At 70.9% G+C, this 18,266-nt stretch carries 18 protein-coding genes and 1 tRNA gene; 10 read left to right on the forward strand and 9 right to left on the reverse strand.

The window, feature by feature from the left end:
• Nucleotides 1-32: 32 nt before the first annotated feature.
• Entirely contained in the window at nucleotides 33-1,685 is a 1,653-nt protein-coding gene (locus OG598_RS32225; protein WP_328652323.1) for an alpha-amylase family protein, read from the forward strand.
• 43 nt (nucleotides 1,686-1,728) lie between these two features.
• Nucleotides 1,729-2,487, forward strand: coding sequence for a 3-oxoacyl-ACP reductase FabG (fabG, locus tag OG598_RS32230; protein WP_238688508.1), 759 nt, complete (start codon nucleotides 1,729-1,731; stop codon nucleotides 2,485-2,487).
• Nucleotides 2,488-2,589: 102 nt separating this feature from the next.
• Here fabG and OG598_RS32235 read toward each other — a convergent pair whose 3' ends face one another.
• The 3 genes from OG598_RS32235 to OG598_RS32245 form a co-directional block, all read right to left on the reverse strand.
• Complete coding sequence (locus tag OG598_RS32235) at nucleotides 2,590-3,006, reverse strand: hypothetical protein (protein ID WP_091405972.1); 417 nt, start codon at nucleotides 3,004-3,006, stop codon at nucleotides 2,590-2,592.
• Entirely contained in the window at nucleotides 2,999-3,391 is a 393-nt protein-coding gene (locus OG598_RS32240) for a hypothetical protein (protein WP_181539482.1), read from the reverse strand. The genes OG598_RS32235 and OG598_RS32240 overlap by 8 nt, the downstream gene beginning before the upstream one ends.
• Before the next feature lie 138 nt (nucleotides 3,392-3,529).
• Complete coding sequence (locus tag OG598_RS32245) at nucleotides 3,530-3,892, reverse strand: cupin domain-containing protein (protein WP_328652324.1); 363 nt, start codon at nucleotides 3,890-3,892, stop codon at nucleotides 3,530-3,532.
• A gap of 249 nt (nucleotides 3,893-4,141) precedes the next feature.
• Here OG598_RS32245 and OG598_RS32250 point away from each other — a divergent pair, with 249 nt between their 5' ends.
• Nucleotides 4,142-5,044 (forward strand): Gfo/Idh/MocA family protein, encoded by a 903-nt coding sequence (locus OG598_RS32250; RefSeq protein ID WP_328652325.1) that lies wholly within the window; start codon nucleotides 4,142-4,144, stop codon nucleotides 5,042-5,044.
• 147 nt (nucleotides 5,045-5,191) lie between these two features.
• On the opposite strand, the gene OG598_RS32255 is transcribed toward OG598_RS32250, so the two are convergent.
• The gene (locus tag OG598_RS32255) at nucleotides 5,192-5,383 is read right to left on the reverse strand and encodes a DUF2795 domain-containing protein (protein ID WP_328652326.1); all 192 of its coding nucleotides are present in this window, start codon (nucleotides 5,381-5,383) and stop codon (nucleotides 5,192-5,194) included.
• 128 nt (nucleotides 5,384-5,511) lie between these two features.
• Between OG598_RS32255 and OG598_RS32260 the strand changes: the two genes are divergently transcribed.
• On the forward strand, nucleotides 5,512-6,768 hold the full coding sequence (locus OG598_RS32260) for an erythromycin esterase family protein (protein WP_328652327.1): 1,257 nt from the start codon (nucleotides 5,512-5,514) through the stop codon (nucleotides 6,766-6,768).
• A 64-nt stretch (nucleotides 6,769-6,832) separates the two neighbouring features.
• Here the strand turns inward: OG598_RS32260 and OG598_RS32265 are convergent, their stop codons facing one another.
• The 3 genes from OG598_RS32265 to OG598_RS32275 form a co-directional block, all read right to left on the reverse strand.
• Nucleotides 6,833-9,076, reverse strand: a complete 2,244-nt coding sequence (locus OG598_RS32265; RefSeq protein WP_328652328.1) for an MMPL family transporter — start codon at nucleotides 9,074-9,076, stop codon at nucleotides 6,833-6,835.
• Nucleotides 9,076-9,663: a TetR/AcrR family transcriptional regulator gene (locus OG598_RS32270; protein ID WP_328652329.1), complete on the reverse strand. Its 588-nt coding sequence runs from the start codon at nucleotides 9,661-9,663 to the stop codon at nucleotides 9,076-9,078. The genes OG598_RS32265 and OG598_RS32270 overlap by 1 nt, the downstream gene beginning before the upstream one ends.
• Before the next feature lie 101 nt (nucleotides 9,664-9,764).
• On the reverse strand, nucleotides 9,765-10,196 hold the full coding sequence (locus OG598_RS32275; protein WP_442931428.1) for a winged helix-turn-helix transcriptional regulator: 432 nt from the start codon (nucleotides 10,194-10,196) through the stop codon (nucleotides 9,765-9,767).
• Between the two features lie 77 nt (nucleotides 10,197-10,273).
• On the opposite strand from OG598_RS32275, the gene OG598_RS32280 reads away from it, so the two are divergent.
• The 5 genes from OG598_RS32280 to OG598_RS32300 all read left to right on the forward strand — a co-directional run bounded on the left by OG598_RS32280 (nucleotide 10,274) and on the right by OG598_RS32300 (nucleotide 16,094).
• Nucleotides 10,274-11,755, forward strand: coding sequence for an MFS transporter (locus OG598_RS32280; protein WP_328652331.1), 1,482 nt, complete (start codon nucleotides 10,274-10,276; stop codon nucleotides 11,753-11,755).
• Between the two features lie 31 nt (nucleotides 11,756-11,786).
• Nucleotides 11,787-12,746: a DNA polymerase domain-containing protein gene (locus tag OG598_RS32285; RefSeq protein ID WP_328652332.1), complete on the forward strand. Its 960-nt coding sequence runs from the start codon at nucleotides 11,787-11,789 to the stop codon at nucleotides 12,744-12,746.
• 71 nt (nucleotides 12,747-12,817) lie between these two features.
• Nucleotides 12,818-13,267 carry a helix-turn-helix transcriptional regulator gene (locus OG598_RS32290; RefSeq protein ID WP_328652333.1) on the forward strand — a complete coding sequence of 150 codons (450 nt, stop codon included), beginning with the start codon at nucleotides 12,818-12,820 and terminating at the stop codon, nucleotides 13,265-13,267.
• Between the two features lie 5 nt (nucleotides 13,268-13,272).
• A complete protein-coding gene (locus OG598_RS32295) occupies nucleotides 13,273-13,683 on the forward strand; it encodes a VOC family protein (protein ID WP_238657381.1) in 411 nt (136 codons plus the stop codon).
• 29 nt (nucleotides 13,684-13,712) lie between these two features.
• Nucleotides 13,713-16,094: an excinuclease ABC subunit UvrA gene (locus OG598_RS32300; protein WP_328652334.1), complete on the forward strand. Its 2,382-nt coding sequence runs from the start codon at nucleotides 13,713-13,715 to the stop codon at nucleotides 16,092-16,094.
• A gap of 9 nt (nucleotides 16,095-16,103) precedes the next feature.
• On the opposite strand, the gene OG598_RS32305 is transcribed toward OG598_RS32300, so the two are convergent.
• Nucleotides 16,104-16,580, reverse strand: coding sequence for a hypothetical protein (locus OG598_RS32305; RefSeq protein WP_328652335.1), 477 nt, complete (start codon nucleotides 16,578-16,580; stop codon nucleotides 16,104-16,106).
• 122 nt (nucleotides 16,581-16,702) lie between these two features.
• Here OG598_RS32305 and OG598_RS32310 point away from each other — a divergent pair, with 122 nt between their 5' ends.
• The gene (locus OG598_RS32310) at nucleotides 16,703-18,061 is read left to right on the forward strand and encodes a hypothetical protein (RefSeq protein ID WP_328652336.1); all 1,359 of its coding nucleotides are present in this window, start codon (nucleotides 16,703-16,705) and stop codon (nucleotides 18,059-18,061) included.
• Nucleotides 18,062-18,122: 61 nt separating this feature from the next.
• Here OG598_RS32310 and OG598_RS32315 read toward each other — a convergent pair.
• A tRNA-Arg gene (locus OG598_RS32315) sits at nucleotides 18,123-18,194 on the reverse strand.
• Between the last annotated feature and the right edge of the window lie 72 nt (nucleotides 18,195-18,266).

Consider the following 18,266-nt stretch of genomic DNA (forward strand, 5'->3'; position numbering starts at 1 on the left):
CCGCGGTGGTCGAACGGAGATGTTCCTTCGGCATGGGTGACCGTTGGTATTCCGAAGCCGTCGTCTACTGCCTCGACATCGACACGTACGCCGACTCCGACGGCGACGGGGTCGGTGACATCCGTGGGCTGATCGGGAGGCTGGACTACCTGGCCCGGCTCGGGGTGACCTGTCTGTGGCTGCACCCGATCCACCCGTCGCCCAACCGTGACGACGGCTACGACGCCACCGACTTCTACAACGTGGACCCGCGCTTCGGCACGCTGGGCGACTTCGCCGAGCTGCTGCACCAGGCGCAGAACCGGGGCATCCGCGTGATCATCGACCTGGTGGTCAACCACACCTCCGACGAGCACCCGTGGTTCCAGTCCGCCCGATCCTCCCCGGACTCGCCCTACCGGGACTGGTACGTCTGGTCCGACACCGAGCCGGACGACAGGCACCAGGGCATGGTCTTCCCCGGCGAGCAGGACGAGACCTGGAGCTACGACCGGACCGCCAAGGCGTGGTTCTACCACCGGTTCTACAAGTTCCAGCCGGACCTCAACTTCGCCAATCCGCAGGTCCGGGACGAGATCAAGAAGATCATGTCGTTCTGGCTCCAGCTCGGCGTCTCCGGCTTCCGGATGGACGCGGTGCCGTTCATCATCGAGCTGACCGAACCGGGCAACCCGAACTCCCCGAAGGACTTCGAGTTCCTCACCGAGATGCGCCAGCACGTCCAGTGGCGTCGCGGCGACGCCGTCCTGCTGGCCGAGGCGAACGTCGAGCCGGACCAGCTACCGACGTTCTTCGGCGACGCCAGCGGTTCCGGCAACCGGATCCACATGCTCTTCGACTTCATGCTCAACGGGCGACTCATGCTCTCCCTGGTCCGGAAGGACCCGGAGCAGTTGATCGACGCGTTGCACGACACCCCGAAGCTGCCTGTCGGTGGGCAGTGGGCCACCTTCCTGCGCAACCACGACGAGATCGACCTGTCCCGGCTGACGACCGAACAGCGCAACCAGGTGTACGCGGAGTTCGGCCCGGACGAGAACATGCGCATCTACGACCGGGGCATCCGTCGCCGGCTCGCCCCGATGCTCGGCAACGACCGGCGGCGCATCGAGCTGGCGTACGCCCTCCAGTTCTCGATGCGCGGCACGCCGGTTCTGCGCTACGGCGAGGAGATCGGGATGGGTGAGGACCTGTCGCTGCGCGGTCGGGACGCGATCCGTACCCCGATGCAGTGGTCGTACCAGCCGAACGCCGGCTTCTCCACGGCGGACCCGGAGAAGCTGATCCGCCCGGTCATCGACAAGGGTGAGTTCGGCTACCAGACGGTGAACGTCACCGCCCAGCGGGGCGACCCGAAGTCGCTGCTCGCCTGGTTCGAGCGCATGATCCGTACGCTGCGGGAGGCGCCGGAGATCGGCTCCGGCTCGACCAGCCACATCGACGTGCCGGTGCCACCCGGCGTGCTGACGCACCGGGCGGACGGGCCGACGGGGACGATGGTCTTCGTGCACAACCTGGGCACCGACGACGTCGAGGTGGACCTCAGCAGCCTCGAACCGGAGGCCGACCTGCCGATCGACGTGCTCGCCGACCGTGGCTACGGAGAGTTGGGCAAGCTCGGCGCGGTGAAGGTCTCCGGCTACGGATACCGGTGGATTCGCCTATGCCGAGGGTCGGCCTGTTGAGGTTAAGCTCCTCCGATCGACCCCAAGTTACCGGGAGGTAATCATGTCGGAGGAGTCCCGCGTCGCCATCGTCACCGGAGCCGCACGCGGCATCGGCGCGGCCACCGCCCGACGGCTGGCCGCCGACGGAATGGCGGTCGCCGTGGTCGACATCGAGGAGGCGGCGACCAAGGAGACGGTGGACGCCATCGCCGGCGCCGGCGGTCGGGCGCTCGGGGTGGGCGCCGACGTGTCCGACCGGGACCAGGTCGAGGCGGCGGTGAGCCGGATCGCCGCCGAGCTGGGCGCGCCCACCGTGCTGGTCAACAACGCGGGTGTGCTCCGCGACAACCTGCTGTTCAAGATGACCAACGCCGACTGGGACACGGTGATGGGGGTGCACCTGCGCGGCGCGTTCCTGTTCAGCCAGGCCGCCCAGAAGCACATGGTGGACCGGAAGTGGGGGCGGATCGTCAACCTCTCCAGCACCTCCGCGCTGGGCAACCGGGGCCAGGCGAACTACGCCGCCGCCAAGGCCGGTCTACAGGGCTTCACCAAGACGCTCGCCATCGAGCTGGGTCCGTTCGGGGTGACGGTGAACGCTGTCGCGCCCGGCTTCATCGTCACCGACATGACAGCGGCCACCGCGGCCCGCATGAAGGTCGACTTCGACGACTTCCAGAAGCACGCCGCCGCCGAAATCCCGGTCCGTCGCCCGGGGCGGCCGGAGGACGTCGCGCACACCATCTCGTTCCTGGCGAGCGAGGGCGCAGGCTTCGTCTCCGGTCAGGTCATCTACGTCGCCGGCGGCCCACGGGACTGACCCGTACTCCCGACGAGGGCGCTCCGGCAGGTGAGCCGGCGCCCTCGTCGCCGGGTCCGCGCCCGGTCGGGCGGGTGCGCGGCGGGCCAGCGGTGTGGCGGGTCAGGCGGGGGCGCGGCGGGTGCGCCAGAGCCAGATCAGGCCGAGCACCGGCAGCACCAGGGGGATGTAGCCGTACCCGCTGCCGAACTGCGACCAGACCGTCTCGTCCGGGAAGAGATCCTTGTCGACCAGGCTCAGGATGCCGACCGCGACCACCCCGACCAGCTCCACCGAGCAGCACGCCAGCGCCACCCGACGGCCGGTGTGCCCGGCCCGGGCCAACCCCACCGCCGCCACGATGTAGATGAGCGCGGCCACCCCGGAGAGCAGGTACGCCACCGGCGCCTCGTCGAACTTGGTGGCGAGTTGCAGACCCGCCCGACTCGTCGCCGCGATGGCGAAGAGCAGGTAGACCGCGATCAGCAGTCGACCCGGGCCGGAGTTCGTACGCTGCCGAGCCGATCCCGTCTCAACCACCGAGCACCTCCCAGGTCTGCTGCAACCGGACCACCACCACCGGGGTCACCAGGCAGACCGCGCACACGATCGCCGAACCCCAGCGGGTCGGTTCCATCCGGGCCAGCACCCAGGCCAGTGGCGGCAGGCACACCAGCGTGACCAGGTAGCCGAAGAAGGCGCCGGGCTCGCCGGGCCGATCCCCGCCGCCGACCGCGACGAGCGCCAGCACGCTCAACACCAACAACGCCACTTCGAGTACGGCCAGACCGACGAACTGCACCCGGTCCGGCGGCCGGTGGCGCACCGCTGCCACCAGCGCCCACACCGCCACGAGCAGCGACAGCACGATCGGCACCGTCGCGACGATCCCGTCCACCGGCGAATCGGCGCCCACGCTGGTCACCGGCACCACCCGGTCGTTGCCTCGGTCACCGGCACAGCCTACTAACCGTCGTAGTAAAGGGGTGCCCTGCCTCTCCGCGTGTGACGCGCGCCCGTCCAGGGGTCCGCAGCCCCGGTGCCCACGCTTCTCGGGCGGGCGTCAGTCGTCTGCTGGCAGCCAGTAGACGGAGATGGCGAGGAGCGGGTCCGGTCCGTCGTTGCGAATCTGGTGCGGCACCCTGCTGTCGAACGCCGCGACGTCGCCGGCCCGCAGGACGCTCGTCTGGTCGGCGAACGTCACGGTGCCGACTCCGGAAACGATGATCCACACCTCACGAGACCGATGGACGTCGAGGTCGTTGGAGGTGTTCGGGGCCACCGACCAGCGAGCAACCTCGAACGGGGCGGGCGCCGTGGGCGGGAACGGCAGCAGCGCGCGGTGCACGGGGCCGCCCTCGGTGAAGTCGTGCCAGTGTTCAAACGTCACGACACCGCTGGTGATCGCTGGATTCGTGCTCTGCATGCCGTCGAGACTGCCTCGCCGCACCTGGTGCGTCTGGCGGCGATCGGACCTGACGCTACCGAGAGCGATGCCGGCCGACCACCGGCGGACCGCTGCACCGACAGTCGGCCGGGTTGCTCGACCGTCGACCCGGAAATGAAGGTGAGCTGTTTCGATTGGTCGAACCCGCCGCCGTCATGGCCGCCCGGGCGACTAGCGTGGATCACGTCCGTGGCGTTGTCGCGGTGCGGGGAAACAGCGGAGGTACACGTGCTGCGGTTCGGCTTGTTCGGCACCGGTCACTGGGCGATCGAGACGCACGGGAAGGCGCTGCACGCACATCCCGACGCGGAGCTGGTCGGGGTGTGGGGCCGCAACCCGGAGCGGGCCTCCGCGCTGGCCGAGCGGTACGGGGTGCCCGCCTACGCCGACGTCGACGCGCTGATCGAGCAGTGCGAGGCGATCGCCGTCGCCCTGCCGCCGGACATCCAGGCCGACATCGCGGTCCGGGCCGCCCGCGCCGGCCGTCACCTGCTGCTGGACAAGCCGCTGGCGCTCAGCGTGGCCGACGCCGACCGGGTCGTGGCCGCCGCCGAGGAGTCCGGGGTCGCCTCGGTCGTCTTCTTCACCCAGCGGTTCCAGCCGAACGTGACAGCGTTCCTCGCCGCCACCGCCGCCGCCGGGGGCTGGCAGCACGGCCGGACCACCGCGTTCGCCTCGATCTTTCAGGACGGCAGCCCGTACGGCGGCTCGTTGTGGCGTCGCGAGCACGGCGCGCTCTGGGACATCGCCCCGCACGCGCTCTCGATCCTCCTGCCGGTGCTGGGCCGGGTGACCCAGGTGGCGGCGATGGACGGGCCTAACGGGATGGTGCACCTGCTGCTCACCCACGAGGGCGGCGCCACGAGCAGCGCGTCGCTGTCCCTGGACGCCCCGACCGAGTCGATGGCCCGGGAGTTCGTGTTCTACGGCGAGAGCGGCATCGAGAACGTCCCGTTCGGCGAGAACGACGCCGCCACCGCGTTCGGCGTCGCCATCGACCAGCTGGTCGAGCAGGTGCGGGCCGGCACCCGGGACCACCGCTGCGACGTCCGCTTCGGCCGCGAGGTCGTCACCATCCTCGCCGCCGCCGAAACCGCCCGAACCGAATCCCGCACCATCCCCCTCCCCTAACAACCCCCACCCAGCCCCACCCCCAGCCCCACCCCCCACGTCGGCCCCCGGTGATCATGAAGTTAGCGGCGCGACACGCCGTGTCGGACGGCAATAACCTCATGATCAACCGGGCTGAGGCGGGGCCGGTCCGGGGCGGGGCTGGGGTTAGGTGGCGGTGGAGAGGGCGGCGCTCAGTTCGTCGGGGGAGTTGAACTGCTCGGGTGGTAGGGCCTGGAGCATCTGCAACATCGCCGTGCTGGCCCCGTTCTCCTGACCCCATCGGATCAGGTCCTCCCGGGAGACCGGGTAGTCGAGCCCGGCCAGGTACTCCTGCAACTGAACCCCGGTGACGGTCATGTCGGCCGGCTACCCGCTCGCGGTGGTCGTACACCGGCTTGGTGAGGGCCCACGACGGCCCGGCGGCCGGCGTGTCGGCCCACGACGCGCGCACGGTTTGCCGCAGCGGCGGCCGGGTAGCCGCTGGCATGCTGGTTCAGCGGCTCGGCGCGCCGAGCGATTTCGACCCGTTGCTGGAGCGCGTTCGCAACGCCAGGGTGGTGATGATCGGTGAGTCCACCCACGGCAGTTACGACTACTACCGGTTGCGCGAGCAACTCACCCGCCGGTTGATCGCGGAGTGCGGTTTCTCCTTCGTCGCGGTGGAGGGTGACTGGCCCGACTGCGACCGGGTGCACCGTTCGGTGACTGCCGCGCCGGGCGGCGCGCTCGAACCGCAGCTCGCCCTCGACCAGTTTGAGCGATGGCCGACCTGGATGTGGGCCAATGCCGAGGTGGCCCGGTTCGCGAGCTGGTTGCGGGCCTGGAACGTGGAGCGGCCGGAGGAGCAACGGGCCGGGTTCCACGGCCTCGACGTGTACAGCCTCTGGGAGTCGATGCAGGCGATCTTCGACTACCTGGGGGAGGAGGACCCGAAGTCGCTGGAGGCGGCGCAGGACGCGTACCGGTGCTTCGAGCCGTACGGCAAGAGGGTCGAGGAGTACGGCGCGGCCAGCCGGTTCGTCTCCGCCCGGTGCGAGGAGGAGGTCGTCCGGTTGCTCGCCCGGACCCGCGAACACGCCCTCTCCGACGGCCCGGACCGCTTCTCTGCCTGGCAGAACGCGGAGGTGGTGGCCGGCGCCGAGCGCTACTACCGGGCGATGGTGGCCGGCGGGCCGGACTCGTGGAACATCCGCGACACCCACATGCAGGACACCCTGGACCGGCTGTTGGACCGGTACGGCCCCGACGCCCGGGGCATCGTCTGGGCGCACAACACGCACGTCGGGGATGCGCGGGCCACCGACATGGCCGCCGACGGGATGGTCAACATCGGGCAGTTGGCCCGGGAGCGGCACGGCGAGGACGCGGTGGCCCTGGTCGGCTTCGGCAGCTACCGGGGCACTGTGATCGCCGCACCCCGCTGGGGTTCGCCGCCCGAGGCGATGGTGGTGCCCCCGGCGCGGGAGGGCTCGATCGAGCGGCGGTTGCACGAGCTGATGCCGGAGCGGGCGGTGCTGATCTTCGGCGGTGACGACCAGCCGGGCTGGGTCACCGAAAGCGTTGACCACCGGGCGATCGGGGTCGTCTACGACCCGTCGTTCGAGTCCTGGGGCAACTACGTGCCCACCCGGCTCGGCGACCGCTATGACGCCTTCATCTGGTGCGACGACACCACGGCCCTGCACCCGCTACCGGTGCCGGCGGTCCCCGGCGAGATGGAGACCTACCCGGCGGGCGTCTGACTGGGCCGAACAAGCAGCGGAGGTGTGGTGCCCGCCGGGCACCACACCTCCGCTGTCGGGTGGGTCAGACGTGCGTCGGGGTGCGGTCTTCGAGGTGGTTGCGCAGGCCCTCGCCTTCGATGTCCACGTTGGGCAGGGCGCGGTCGAGCCAGCGGGGCAGCCACCAGGCGCGGTCACCGAGGAGCGACATCACCGCCGGGACGATGGTCATCCGGACCACGAACGCGTCGATGGCGACGCCGACGGCGAGCGCGAAGCCCATCGACTTGATCACCGGGTCCTCCAGGAAGACGAAGCCCCCGAAGACCGAGATCATGATCAGCGCGGCGGCCGTGACCACCCGTGCGCCGTGCCCCATGCCGCTGATGGTGGCCTGTCGGGCGGTCTCACCGTGGACGAAGTCCTCCCGCATCCGGGACACCAGGAACACCTCGTAGTCCATGGCGAGCCCGAACAGGATGCCGATCAGCAGGATCGGCAGGAAGCTGATCAGCGGGCCGGGCGTGTCCAGGCCGACCAGGTCGGCGAGGTGTCCCTGCTGGAAGACGGCCACCGTGATGCCGAACGTGGCGGCGACGGTGAGCAGGAAGCCCAGCGCTGCCTTGATCGGCACCAGCAGCGAGCGGAACACCAGCATCAGCAGCAGCACCGAGAGCCCGACCACCAGCAGCAGGTAGATCGGTAGCGCGTCCGAGAGCTTCTCGGAGACGTCGATGCCGATGGCGGTGACGCCGGTGAGCAGCACGTCCGCGTCGGGGATCCCGCTCACCGCGCCACGGATGTCGTGCACCAGGGTCTCGGTGGCCTCGTCGGTCGGGCCGGTCTTCGGCACCACGCCGAGCAGCGCGGTCCGGCCGTCCGGGCTGAGCTGGGGCGGCGCCACCGCGAGGACGTTCTCGGTGCGCTGGAGCAGGGCGGTGACCTGCGGCACGGCGGCCGAGGTGGCCTGTGGCGTGTCGCCGGCCACCACCACCGCGAGCCGGCCGGTGAAGCCCGCTCCGAAGCCCTCGACGGTCAGGTCGTTCGCCACCCGGGCGGGTGAGCCGACGGCGGCCGTCGCGGCGCCCGGCAGGGCCAGCCGCATGTCCGGCGTGGGCAGCGCGAGCAGCCCCAGGCCGAGCAGGCCGACCAGGATGACCGGTACGCGGAACCTGGTGACCAGTCGCGCCCAGCGGAAACCGAACCGGTTGCGCTCCTCGGTCGTGGTCGTCGTCGCCGCGGCTGGCCGGTCGGCGACGTCCGAGTCGTCCTCGTCAGCGGCGGTGGCGTCGGCGGCGCTGCCGTCGGTGGGGACGGAGCGCAGCCGGCGCGGGAGCACCCGGTTGCCGGCGAAGCCGAGCAGTGCGGGCTGGAGGGTGATGGCGACCAGTACGGCGACGGTGACGGTGCCGGCGGCGGCGAGACCCATCACGGTGAGGAACGGGATGTCCACCACGGCGAGCCCGGCGAGGGCGATGACGACTGTGGCGCCGGCGAAGACCACTGCCGAGCCGGCGGTGCCCACGGCCCGGCCGACCGCCTCCTCTGGGGACAGGCCGTCGAGCAGGTTCTGCCGGTGCCGGGAGGTGATGAAGAGTGAGTAGTCGATGCCGACCGCGAGACCGAGCATCAGCGCCAGGATCGGCGCGGTGCTGGTCAACTCGATGACACCGCTCAGCGCGAACAGACCGGCCATGCCGACGCCCACGCCGATCAGCGCGTTGAGCATCGTCATGCCGGCGGCGACCAGGGAACCGAACGTGATGATCAGGACGATCGCGGCGACCAGCACACCGAGCGCCTCGGTGGAGCCGATCTCCGGCTCACCGCCGAGCACCTCACCGCCGGGGGCGACCTGCCAACCCTGCGCCTTCGCCGCTGCGCCGACCTGCTCGTACGCGGTGCGTTGCTCGTCGGTCACGTCGTCCGCGCCGGTGGCGAACTGGACCTGGACCAGCGCGTACCGGCCGTTGGGTGAGACCGCGCCGACCTGGAGCGGGTTGACCGCGCCGACCACGCCGGGCAGTGCCGACGCCTGCTGGACGAGCTCCTGCACCACTGCTTGACCCTGCGGGGTGGCCAGTTGGCCGTCGGCGGGCGCCTTGACCGTGATGGTGCCGGTGGCGCCGCTGGCCGCGGGGAACTGGTCGGCCAGTAGGTCGAGCGCGCGCTGGCTCTCGGTGCCGGGCATTGTGAAGTTGCTCGCCGTCGGGCCGCGCAGGGTCGCTGCGGCCAGGCCGGCGACGACGAGTACGACGAGCCAGAGCGCGACGACGAGCCGTCGCCGGCGCAACGCGCCCCGGCCGAGCCGGTAGAGCAGGGTGGCCATCAGGAGTCCTTGTCCTCGGTCGTGGGTGGATGGGGCAGGGGTGCGTCGACGGGTTCGACGGCCCGCCGGGCGAGGGTGAGCAGGGCGAGGCGCAGTTCGTCGTCGGGGATGTCGGCGAACTCGGCGCACGCCTCGGAGATGCCGGCGAGCAGCACCAGCGCGGCGATCCGGGCGACTGGCCGGTCGGAGTGCCCGGCCAACGCGTCCCGCAGGCGGTCGGAGATCTCCTGGATGTGGGCGAAGGCCGGCTGGCACAGCAGTTCCGGGAACTCGCCGCGCAGTACCGCGATCTCCTGCCGGAACCGGACCGCGAGGTCGACGAAGCCCTGTGCGGCAATGTCCTGTGCGGCTGCTCCGGTCAGGCCGTTGAGCCGGTCGTCGAGGCTGCGGAGCACGTCGATCGCGGGGGCCATCAGCTCGGCGAGCAGGGCTTCCTTGTTGGCGAAGTGGTAGAGCACCGTGGCCTTGGAGCAGCCGACCTCCCGGGCGATGTCCTGCAGGGAGGTGCCCCGGTAGCCGGTCACCGTGAACTGCCGCGCCGCCGCGGCGAGGATCTCGCCGTGCGTGTCGGGTACCGCTCTGACCATTCCCGGTCCACCTCCCGCAGACCAGCATGCCTGACCGATCGGTCAGACCCTGACCGATCGGTCAGATGGAAGCGGTGGCGTTCACCACACCCAGGCGGGTTTTATCCGGCGTGCTGGGCGTCGTACCTGGTCCGCGCCTCGGCGATGGCCCGCCGGTGCCGCTCGGCCCAGCTGGTCAGCGCGACCAGCGACTCGTAGAGCTCCAGCGCCATCGGGGTGGCGGTGTATTCGACCTTGGGCGGGACGGTCGGGTAGACCGTGCGGTGCAGCAGGCCGTCCCGCTCCAGGTTGCGCAGCGTCAGCGTGAGCATCCGGCGGCTGATCCCCTCGATGTGCCGCTCCAGCTCGGTGAAGCGCACCGGCCCGTTCGAGGCGGCCACCAGGATGCCGATGCTCCATTTGCCGCCGACGCGGTCGAGCACCTGGCGGACGGTGCACGCCCGGGCCTGGCCCGGGGTGAACGGCACGTTCTCGGCCGTGCAGGTCAGCTCGGCCTCGACCAGCGCGGACACATCGCTGTTCCTCTGGGACATCAAAGTGCCTCCTTCCGCTCCGGTTCATGGTCACAGACGATGACCTCGGTAACAAACCGTGCACCAAGGAGGGTTTCGTGGAGCGTGTCGTCCCATCCCGTTGGCCGGCGCTGCTGGTGCTCTGCGCCGGCAGCCTGATGATCATTTTGGATGGCACCGTCGTCGCGGTGGCGCTGCCCGCCATCCAACGCGACCTGGGCTTCAGCGCCCCCGGCCTGGCCTGGGTGGTGAATGCCTACCTGGTCGCGTTCGGCGGGTTGCTGCTGCTCGCCGGCCGGCTCGGTGACCTGCTGGGCCGGCGCAGGGTCTTCCTGGCCGGCGTCGCGCTGTTCACGCTGGCCTCGCTGGCCTGCGCGGTCGCCACCGGGCCGGCAGTGCTGGTGGGTGCCCGGTTCGGGCAGGGCGTCGGCGGGGCGCTGGCCATGGCGGTCAGCCTCGGCATGATCGTCCGGCTCTACCCCGAAACGGCCGAGCGGGCCCGCGCCATCGCCGTCTTCAGCTTCACCGGCGCGGCCGGCGCGTCGGTCGGCACTGTCGCCGGCGGCGTGCTCACCCACGCCGCCGGGTGGCGGACGATCTTCCTGGTCAACGTGCCGATCGGGGCGGCCATCCTCGTCGCTGCCCTTCGCCGGCTGCCGGCCGAACGAGGGATCGGCCTGCGCGCCGGCCTGGACCTGCCCGGCGCGCTGCTCGCCACCGCCGGGCTGATGGCCGCCGTGTTAGGCATCGTCGGCACAGGCGAGCATGGCTGGACCAGCCCTCGGACGCTCGGCGCGGTGGCCCTCGCGGCGCTGCTGCTCGGTGGGTTCGCGCTGCGCCAACGGGTGGCGGCGGCCCCGCTGGTGCCGTCCCGGGTGCTGCGCGTCCCGGGTCTGGTGGCGGCGAACGCCGTGCAGTTCCTCATGGTCTGCGCGTACTTCGGGTTCCAGTTCCTGCTCGCCGTGGAACTGCAACTGGTGCTGGGGTTGGACGCCGCCGCGACCGGCTGGGCCTTCCTGCCCACCCCGGTCGTGATCGCCGTGGTCTCGCTCGGCCTGGCCGGTCGGCTGATCGCCCGCTTCGGTGCCCGGATGGTTCTGCTGGTCGGGCTCGGTCTGGCGACCGTCGGCTTCCTCCTGCTCGCCCGGCTGCCCGCCGACGGCGCCTACGCCGCGGACGTACTCCCCGCGATGTTGATTTTCGGGGTGGCCGGTGGCCTGACCCTGCCGGCGGTCACCACACTGGCCATGGCCGGCGCGACCGACACCAACGCCGGGCTCGCCTCCGGCCTCGCCAACACCACCCAACAGGTCGGCGGGGCGGTCGGCCTGGCCGCGCTGGCCACCCTGGCCGCCACCCGCAGCGACGGACTGCGGGCCGCCGGCTGGACCGAGACCGCCGCGCTCGCCGGCGGCTACCGGACCGCGTTCGCCGTGGCCGCCGGTCTCGTGGTCGCCGCGTGGCTGGCGGCGCTGACCACACTGCCCCGTCACCCGGCCCGGCCGCCGGTCTCCGATCCGTCGGGCCCAGCCGGGGTGGGTGCCGGAACAGATCCGTACCGGAGCGCCGCGTCCAGTTGACCGACGGCAGCGGGGCCGGGAGGGTGGTCGGGTGAGCAAGGCTGACGAGACCCGGGACGGCGTGGCCCTGACCAACCTGGACCAGCCGCTGTCCGACCGCGATGACGCGACGAAGCGTGACCTGGTCGACTACCTCGACGCGGTCCGGGACCGGCTCCTCCCGCAGTTGCGGGGCCGACCGCTGTCGGTGATCAGGGTCCGCCCCGGCCAACCGCCGTTCATGCAGAAGAACCTGCCCCGCTACACCCCGGACTGGGTCCGCCGGGCGCCGGTCTGGGCGGAGGCGTCGCACCGGGAGATCTCGTACGCCCTCTGCGACGACCGCCGCACCCTGCTCTGGTTCGCCAACCAGCGGGCGGTGGAGTACCACCCGACGCTGGCCACAGTGGCGGATCTGCACCGCCCGACCCACCTGATCCTCGACCTGGACCCGCCGGACGGCGACGGCTTCCGCGCGGCGGTCGACGCCGCCCTGCTGGTCCGTCAGGCGCTCGCCGACGCTGGTTTGGCCGGCGCCGTCAAGACCAGCGGCGCCAAGGGCGTGCACGTCTTCGTCCCGGTGACCGACGAACCCACGGCCGAGGAGTTGGCCGCCGCCACCCGGGCGCTCGCCGTCCGCGCCGAGCGGCTCGACCCGGCGCTGGCCACCACGGCGTACATCAAGGAGGACCGGGGTGGCCGGGTCTTCGTGGACGCCACCCGTGCGGGCGGGGCGACAGTGGCCGCCGCGTACAGCCCTCGGCTACGCCAGGGGATGCCGGTCTCGTTCCCGGTCGACTGGGCGGACCTGACCGAGGTGACCCCCGCCGACTTCACCATCCGGACCGCGCCCGCACTGCTCGCCGACGGCGACCCGTGGGCCGCGCTGATGCCCGCCCCCCAACCGCTCCCCGCCGACCTGGTGGCCGAGGGCCGGACCATCCCGGTGGCCCGGGTGCAGGCCATGCACGAGGGGAAGCGCCGGGCCCGCGCCCGCCGCGAGGCCGGCTGACCAGCTCGTCGGCCCCCCGCCCGCGCCCGGCGAGCGGCGGATTGTCGGTGGGTTGTGGCACGATTTCGCAGGTGAGCAGCAAATCCGACGCGACCCAGCGACTGGCCGACCTGGCGCGGCTGCGCCGGGTCCGCGACCGGATCGACAGGGAATACGCGTCTCCGTTGGACGTCGAGGCGCTCGCCCGTGGCGCGCACATGTCGGCCGGGCACCTCAGCCGCGAGTTCCGGCTCGCCTATGGCGAATCTCCGTACAGCTACCTCATGACCCGACGGATCGAGCGGGCGATGGCCCTGTTGCGCCGTGGCGACCTGAGCGTCACCGATGTCTGTTTCGCTGTCGGTTGCTCGTCGTTGGGCACCTTCAGCACCCGCTTCACGGAGCTGGTCGGTGTGCCGCCAAGCGTCTACCGGCGGCAGGCGGCGCAGGCGACGGCCGGGATGCCGTCGTGCGTGGCGAAGCAGGTGACCAGACCGGTCAGGAATCGAGAAGCGCGGGTCGCCGTGCCGCAACTAGCGTGACCAGCATGGACATCACCATTCACTCGAGTTTCCTGCCGCACACCGACCCGGAGGCCTCGCTGGTCTTCTACCGCGACATCCTCGGCTTCGAGGTCCGCCTCGACGTCGGGTACGAGGGGATGCGGTGGATCACTGTCGGGCCGGTCGGCCAGCCCAGCACCGCCATCGTCCTGCACCCGCCGGCCGCCAACCCCGGCATCACCGACGACGAGCGGCAGACCATCCTTGAGCTGATGGCCAAGGGCAGCTACTTCGGCGTCAACCTCGCCACCACCGACCTCGACGCCACCTTCGCCAAGCTGGAGGCCAGCGACGCCGAGGTCGTCCAGGAGCCGACCGAGCAGCCGTACGGCGTGCGCGACTGTGCCTTCCGGGACCCGGCGGGCAACATGGTCCGCATCCAGGAAGTGCGCTGAGTCCTGCGCGCCCGACAGATGGAGACACGATGAGCACGGCCATCCAGCCGTCCGCGCCGCACGTCGCCGACAGCCACGACCTGATCCGGGTGCAGGGCGCCCGGGTGAACAACCTCAAGGACGTCAGCGTCGAGATCCCGAAGCGGCGGCTGACGGTGTTCACCGGTGTCTCCGGCTCCGGCAAGAGCTCGCTGGTGTTCGGCACCATCGCGGCCGAGTCGCAGCGGATGATCAACGAGACCTACAGCGCCTTCGTGCAGGGCTTCATGCCGACGTTGGCGCGGCCCGAGGTCGACCTGCTGGATGGCCTGACCACGGCGATCATCGTGGACCAGGAGCGGATGGGCGCCAACTCCCGCTCCACCGTCGGCACCGCCACCGACGCCAACGCGATGCTGCGCATCCTGTTCAGCCGGCTCGGGCAGCCGCACATCGGCTCGCCCAACGCGTACTCCTTCAATGTTCCCTCGGTGAAGGCCACCGGGGCGATCACAGTCGATCGCGGCGCCGGCAGGACGAAGACCGAGAAGGCGACCTTCAACCGTCTCGGCGGCATGTGCCCGCGGTGCGAGGGCATGGGTGCGGTGACCGACATCGACCTGTCGGCGCTCTACGACGACAACCTCTCGCTCAACGAGGGCGCGATCACCATCCCGGGTTACAGCATGGAGGGCTGGTTCGGCCGGATCTTCCGAGGCTGCGGCTACTTCGATCCGGACAAGCCGATCGCCAAGTTCACCAAGCGGGAGCTGCACGACCTGCTCCACCGGGAGCCGACCAAGATCAAAATCGACGGGATCAACCTGACGTACGCGGGCCTGATCCCGTCGATCCAGAAGTCCTTCCTCGCCAAGGACATCGACGCGTTGCAGCCGCACATCCGCGCCTTCGTGGAGCGCGCGGTGACCTTCACGACCTGCCCCGAGTGTGCCGGCACCCGGCTCAGCAAGGAGGCCCGGTCGTCGAAGATCAAGGGCAAGAACATCGCCGACGCGTGCGCGATGCAGATCAGCGACCTGGCCGCCTGGGTGCGCGGGATCGACGATCCGTCGGTGACCCCGTTGCTGGCCGGCCTGCAACACCTCCTCGACTCGTTCGAGGAGATCGGGCTGGGCTACCTGTCGCTCGATCGACCGTCGGGCACCCTCTCCGGCGGTGAGGCGCAGCGCACCAAGATGATCCGCCACCTTGGCTCATCGCTCACCGACGTCACCTATGTCTTCGACGAGCCGACGATCGGGCTGCACCCGCACGACATCCAACGGATGAACGAGCTGCTGCTCCAACTGCGCGACAAGGGCAACACGGTGCTGGTCGTGGAGCACAAGCCGGAGGCCATCGCCATCGCCGACCACGTCGTCGACCTCGGGCCCGGCGCCGGCACCGAGGGCGGGACCGTCTGCTACGAGGGCACAGTGGAAGGTCTGCGGTCCAGCGGCACCATCACCGGCCGCCACCTCGACGACCGGGCGGCCCTCAAGGAGACGGTGCGGACGCCCACCGGCAAGCTGGAGATCCGGGGCGCCACTGCCAACAACCTCCAGGACGTGAACGTCGACGTACCCCTCGGGGTGCTCGTCGTCGTGACCGGTGTCGCCGGCTCCGGCAAGAGTTCGCTCGTGCACTCCTCGATCCCGGCGGGCGCGGGCGTGGTCTCGATCGACCAGGGCGCGATCCGCGGCTCACGGCGCAGCAACCCGGCCACGTACACCGGGTTGCTCGACCCGATCCGCAAGGCGTTCGCGAAGGCCAACGGGGTGAAGCCGGCGCTGTTCAGCGCCAACTCCGAGGGTGCCTGCCCGAGCTGCAACGGCGCTGGCGTCATCTACACCGACCTGGGGATGATGGCGGGCGTCGCCGCCCCCTGCGAGGACTGCGAGGGCAAGCGGTTCCAGGCATCGGTGCTGGAATACCGCTTCGGCGGCCGCGACATCAGCGAGGTGCTCGCGATGTCGGTGACGGAGGCCGAGAAGTTCTTCGGCGCCGGCGAGGCACGTACGCCGGCGGCGCACGCCATCCTCGACCGGCTCGCCGACGTCGGGCTCGGCTACCTGAGCCTGGGGCAGCCGCTCACGACTCTCTCCGGCGGTGAGCGGCAACGGCTCAAGCTGGCCACCCACATGGCGGAGAAGGGCGGCGTCTACGTCCTCGACGAGCCGACCACCGGCCTGCACCTGGCCGACGTCGAGCAACTGCTCGGCCTGCTCGACCGCCTGGTCGACTCCGGCAAGTCGGTGATCGTCATCGAGCACCACCAGGCGGTCATGGCGCACGCCGACTGGATCATCGATATCGGCCCCGGCGCCGGTCACGACGGTGGTCGGATCGTCTTCGAGGGCACACCCGCGGACCTCGTCGCCGCCCGCTCCACCCTCACCGGCGAGCACCTGGCGGCGTACGTCGGCACCTGACGCCGGCGTTCACGCCACCGGTGGTCGGACGCGGCGTGCCGTCGTGGTGGCGAGGACTCCGCAGGTGGCGGCGACCAGACCGAGGCCAACCGTGCCCGGGGTGACGTACCCGGGGACGGACGAGGTGACGTAGGTGCCGCCACCGCTGAGACGGCACTCGAAGCGCAGCGGTAGAAAGCTGACGTCGTAACCGACGACCAGGCTCGCCACCTGTGGTCCGGCCTCGCGACAGGGTCCGACCGGGGCGGACCCGGCGCCACCGTCCTCGGCCTGCATCACCGCGTAGCCGAGGTTGAGCAGGCCCCAGGCGTACAGGGCGACGGCACCGGCGCCGACGAGCAGCGCCGCGGTGCGCAGGCGATCCGACCGTTCGCTCTTCCTGACCATCGCGCGGAACCCGCGGACGGTGAGGACTGTCGCGATGACCGCCCCACCCAACGCGGCGAGGAGCAACCCGAGAAACAGCACTGTGTCATTCTTGATCATGCGGGGTCACGGGTCTTCGCCGGATGCGGAAGTACGGCGGCTGGCACTGTCTGACTTTCCGGGTCGGGAGGGCGACCCGGGCAACACGCGACGCGGGGTGCCTGGTGGTCGTTGCACCGGGCGTGATCCCTGTCCCTACCGACTCGTCCACCGCCACCCGCTGGGGACGGCGGGTCGTCATCGGCCTCACAGTGGCCGCGTTCGGCCCGTACCTCGCACCAGGCCTCCGTACCGAGCAGGTGGCCGTCTACGCTGCCGCCACCCTCCTGTGCCTGGCCGGGTTGTGGATGCGCCCCCGCTTCACCGGCACCGCCGTCTGGGCTCTCGGTGCGCACCTCAGCCTGGTTGCGGTCGCCACCATCGGGGTGGTCCTCCCGCCGCAGAACCACACGATGCACGAGGCAGGGGGCGTCGCCGCGGGCTTCGACAACATCGTCCTGCCGCTGGTGGTCGTCGCGATCGTCGCGATGCTCGTGGGAGCCGGCGCGGACCCGGCCGGGATGCTCCGGGCGGTGTGCACGGTGACCGTCCTGGCGATGGCTGCCAACGCCCTCATCGCCGTCTCCTCGGCTGCCGGTGTCGAGAGCGATCTGCTGGTCCGATTCCGGCTCTTCGGAGAGGCGGAGAGCGTCGCCGACCGCGCCGAGCAGCTGGGCCGGTACTCGGGGATCTTCAACCAGCCGGCCGAAGCCGGCGTGCTGTACTCGGTGGCCGTCCTCGCCGCCCTCTACCTCTATCAGCGGCAGGTCGGCAGGCTCACGGTCGTGCTGCTGCTGCTCAGCGTCGGCGGGGTCCTGTCCGTCTCGAAGATCTTCCTGCTGGTCGGCGCACCGATCGGGATCGCGTACGTCATCCTCGCCACCGGCCGGCTGCGGCGACTGTCGGCCGCCGCCGCGGCGAGCGTCGCCGCCTGGTTCGCCGCCGACGCCTACCTGGATCAGTGGGACGGGCAGCAGTTCGCCATGCGACTGTTGCCCGGCAGCGGCGGCGACGACCAGCTCGGCCTCTACACCGCCGGCCGACTGGGTGGTCAGTCCAGCTTGCAACAGGCCGTGGACCTTGTGACCGCACTGTCTCCGGCGTCCGGGATGGGCTTCGGCGGGCTGCGGGTCGCCTACGACAACGGCTGGGTGGAGGCGCTCGTCGTCGCGGGCTTCATCGGCGTCGTCCTGCACACCGCCGTCCTGGCCGCGCTCGGCATCGGATGGTTGCGCACCCGGAGTCACCGCCCCGAGTCGCCGTTCACCGGCGCGCTGATACTGATGCTCATCGGTGCCTCGGCCGGATTGCCCGCCCTCACCGCCAACCGCTGCGCGACGATCGTCTGGCTCCTGCTCGGGCTCCTGCTGCTGGTGAGAGCCGACGGCAGGGCCGGGACGTGGTGGCAGCGCCCCGACCGTGGGCAGCATCGGAGACAACCGGCGTCCGCCCCGACCCGGGTGGCGGCTGTCCCCCCGGCGGGGCGTTCGGCAACACGATGAAGGCTCCTGACCGAAATCCTGGTCAGGAGCCTTTGGTGCTGGTCGAAACTCTTGGCAAGTGTGCCCCCGGCAGGATTCGAACCTGCGCCCCCGCCTCCGGAGGGCGGTGCTCTATCCCCTGAGCTACGGGGGCTCAGCGACTGGAGAAGACTAGCAAACCTCCCCTGCGTACGCCGAATCGGTATCGGGTGAGCCGATCGTGTCG

It is taken from the genome of Micromonospora sp. NBC_00330, from assembly GCF_036136635.1.
GTDB classification, from domain to species: Bacteria; Actinomycetota; Actinomycetes; order Mycobacteriales; family Micromonosporaceae; genus Micromonospora; species Micromonospora salmantinae.

Coding starts and splice junctions, on each gene's coding strand:
- OG598_RS32245 (WP_328652324.1), bottom strand. CDS start 3,892: ATGCAGAGCACGAATCCAGCGATCACCAGCGGTGTCGTGACGTTTGAA.
- OG598_RS32300 (WP_328652334.1), top strand. CDS start 13,713: ATGAGCACGGCCATCCAGCCGTCCGCGCCGCACGTCGCCGACAGCCAC.
- OG598_RS32225 (WP_328652323.1), top strand. CDS start 33: ATGGGTGACCGTTGGTATTCCGAAGCCGTCGTCTACTGCCTCGACATC.
- OG598_RS32305 (WP_328652335.1), bottom strand. CDS start 16,580: ATGATCAAGAATGACACAGTGCTGTTTCTCGGGTTGCTCCTCGCCGCG.
- OG598_RS32295 (WP_238657381.1), top strand. CDS start 13,273: ATGGACATCACCATTCACTCGAGTTTCCTGCCGCACACCGACCCGGAG.
- OG598_RS32260 (WP_328652327.1), top strand. CDS start 5,512: ATGCTGGTTCAGCGGCTCGGCGCGCCGAGCGATTTCGACCCGTTGCTG.
- OG598_RS32270 (WP_328652329.1), bottom strand. CDS start 9,663: ATGGTCAGAGCGGTACCCGACACGCACGGCGAGATCCTCGCCGCGGCG.
- OG598_RS32255 (WP_328652326.1), bottom strand. CDS start 5,383: ATGACCGTCACCGGGGTTCAGTTGCAGGAGTACCTGGCCGGGCTCGAC.
- OG598_RS32265 (WP_328652328.1), bottom strand. CDS start 9,076: ATGGCCACCCTGCTCTACCGGCTCGGCCGGGGCGCGTTGCGCCGGCGA.
- fabG (WP_238688508.1), top strand. CDS start 1,729: ATGTCGGAGGAGTCCCGCGTCGCCATCGTCACCGGAGCCGCACGCGGC.
- OG598_RS32275 (WP_442931428.1), bottom strand. CDS start 10,196: ATGTCCCAGAGGAACAGCGATGTGTCCGCGCTGGTCGAGGCCGAGCTG.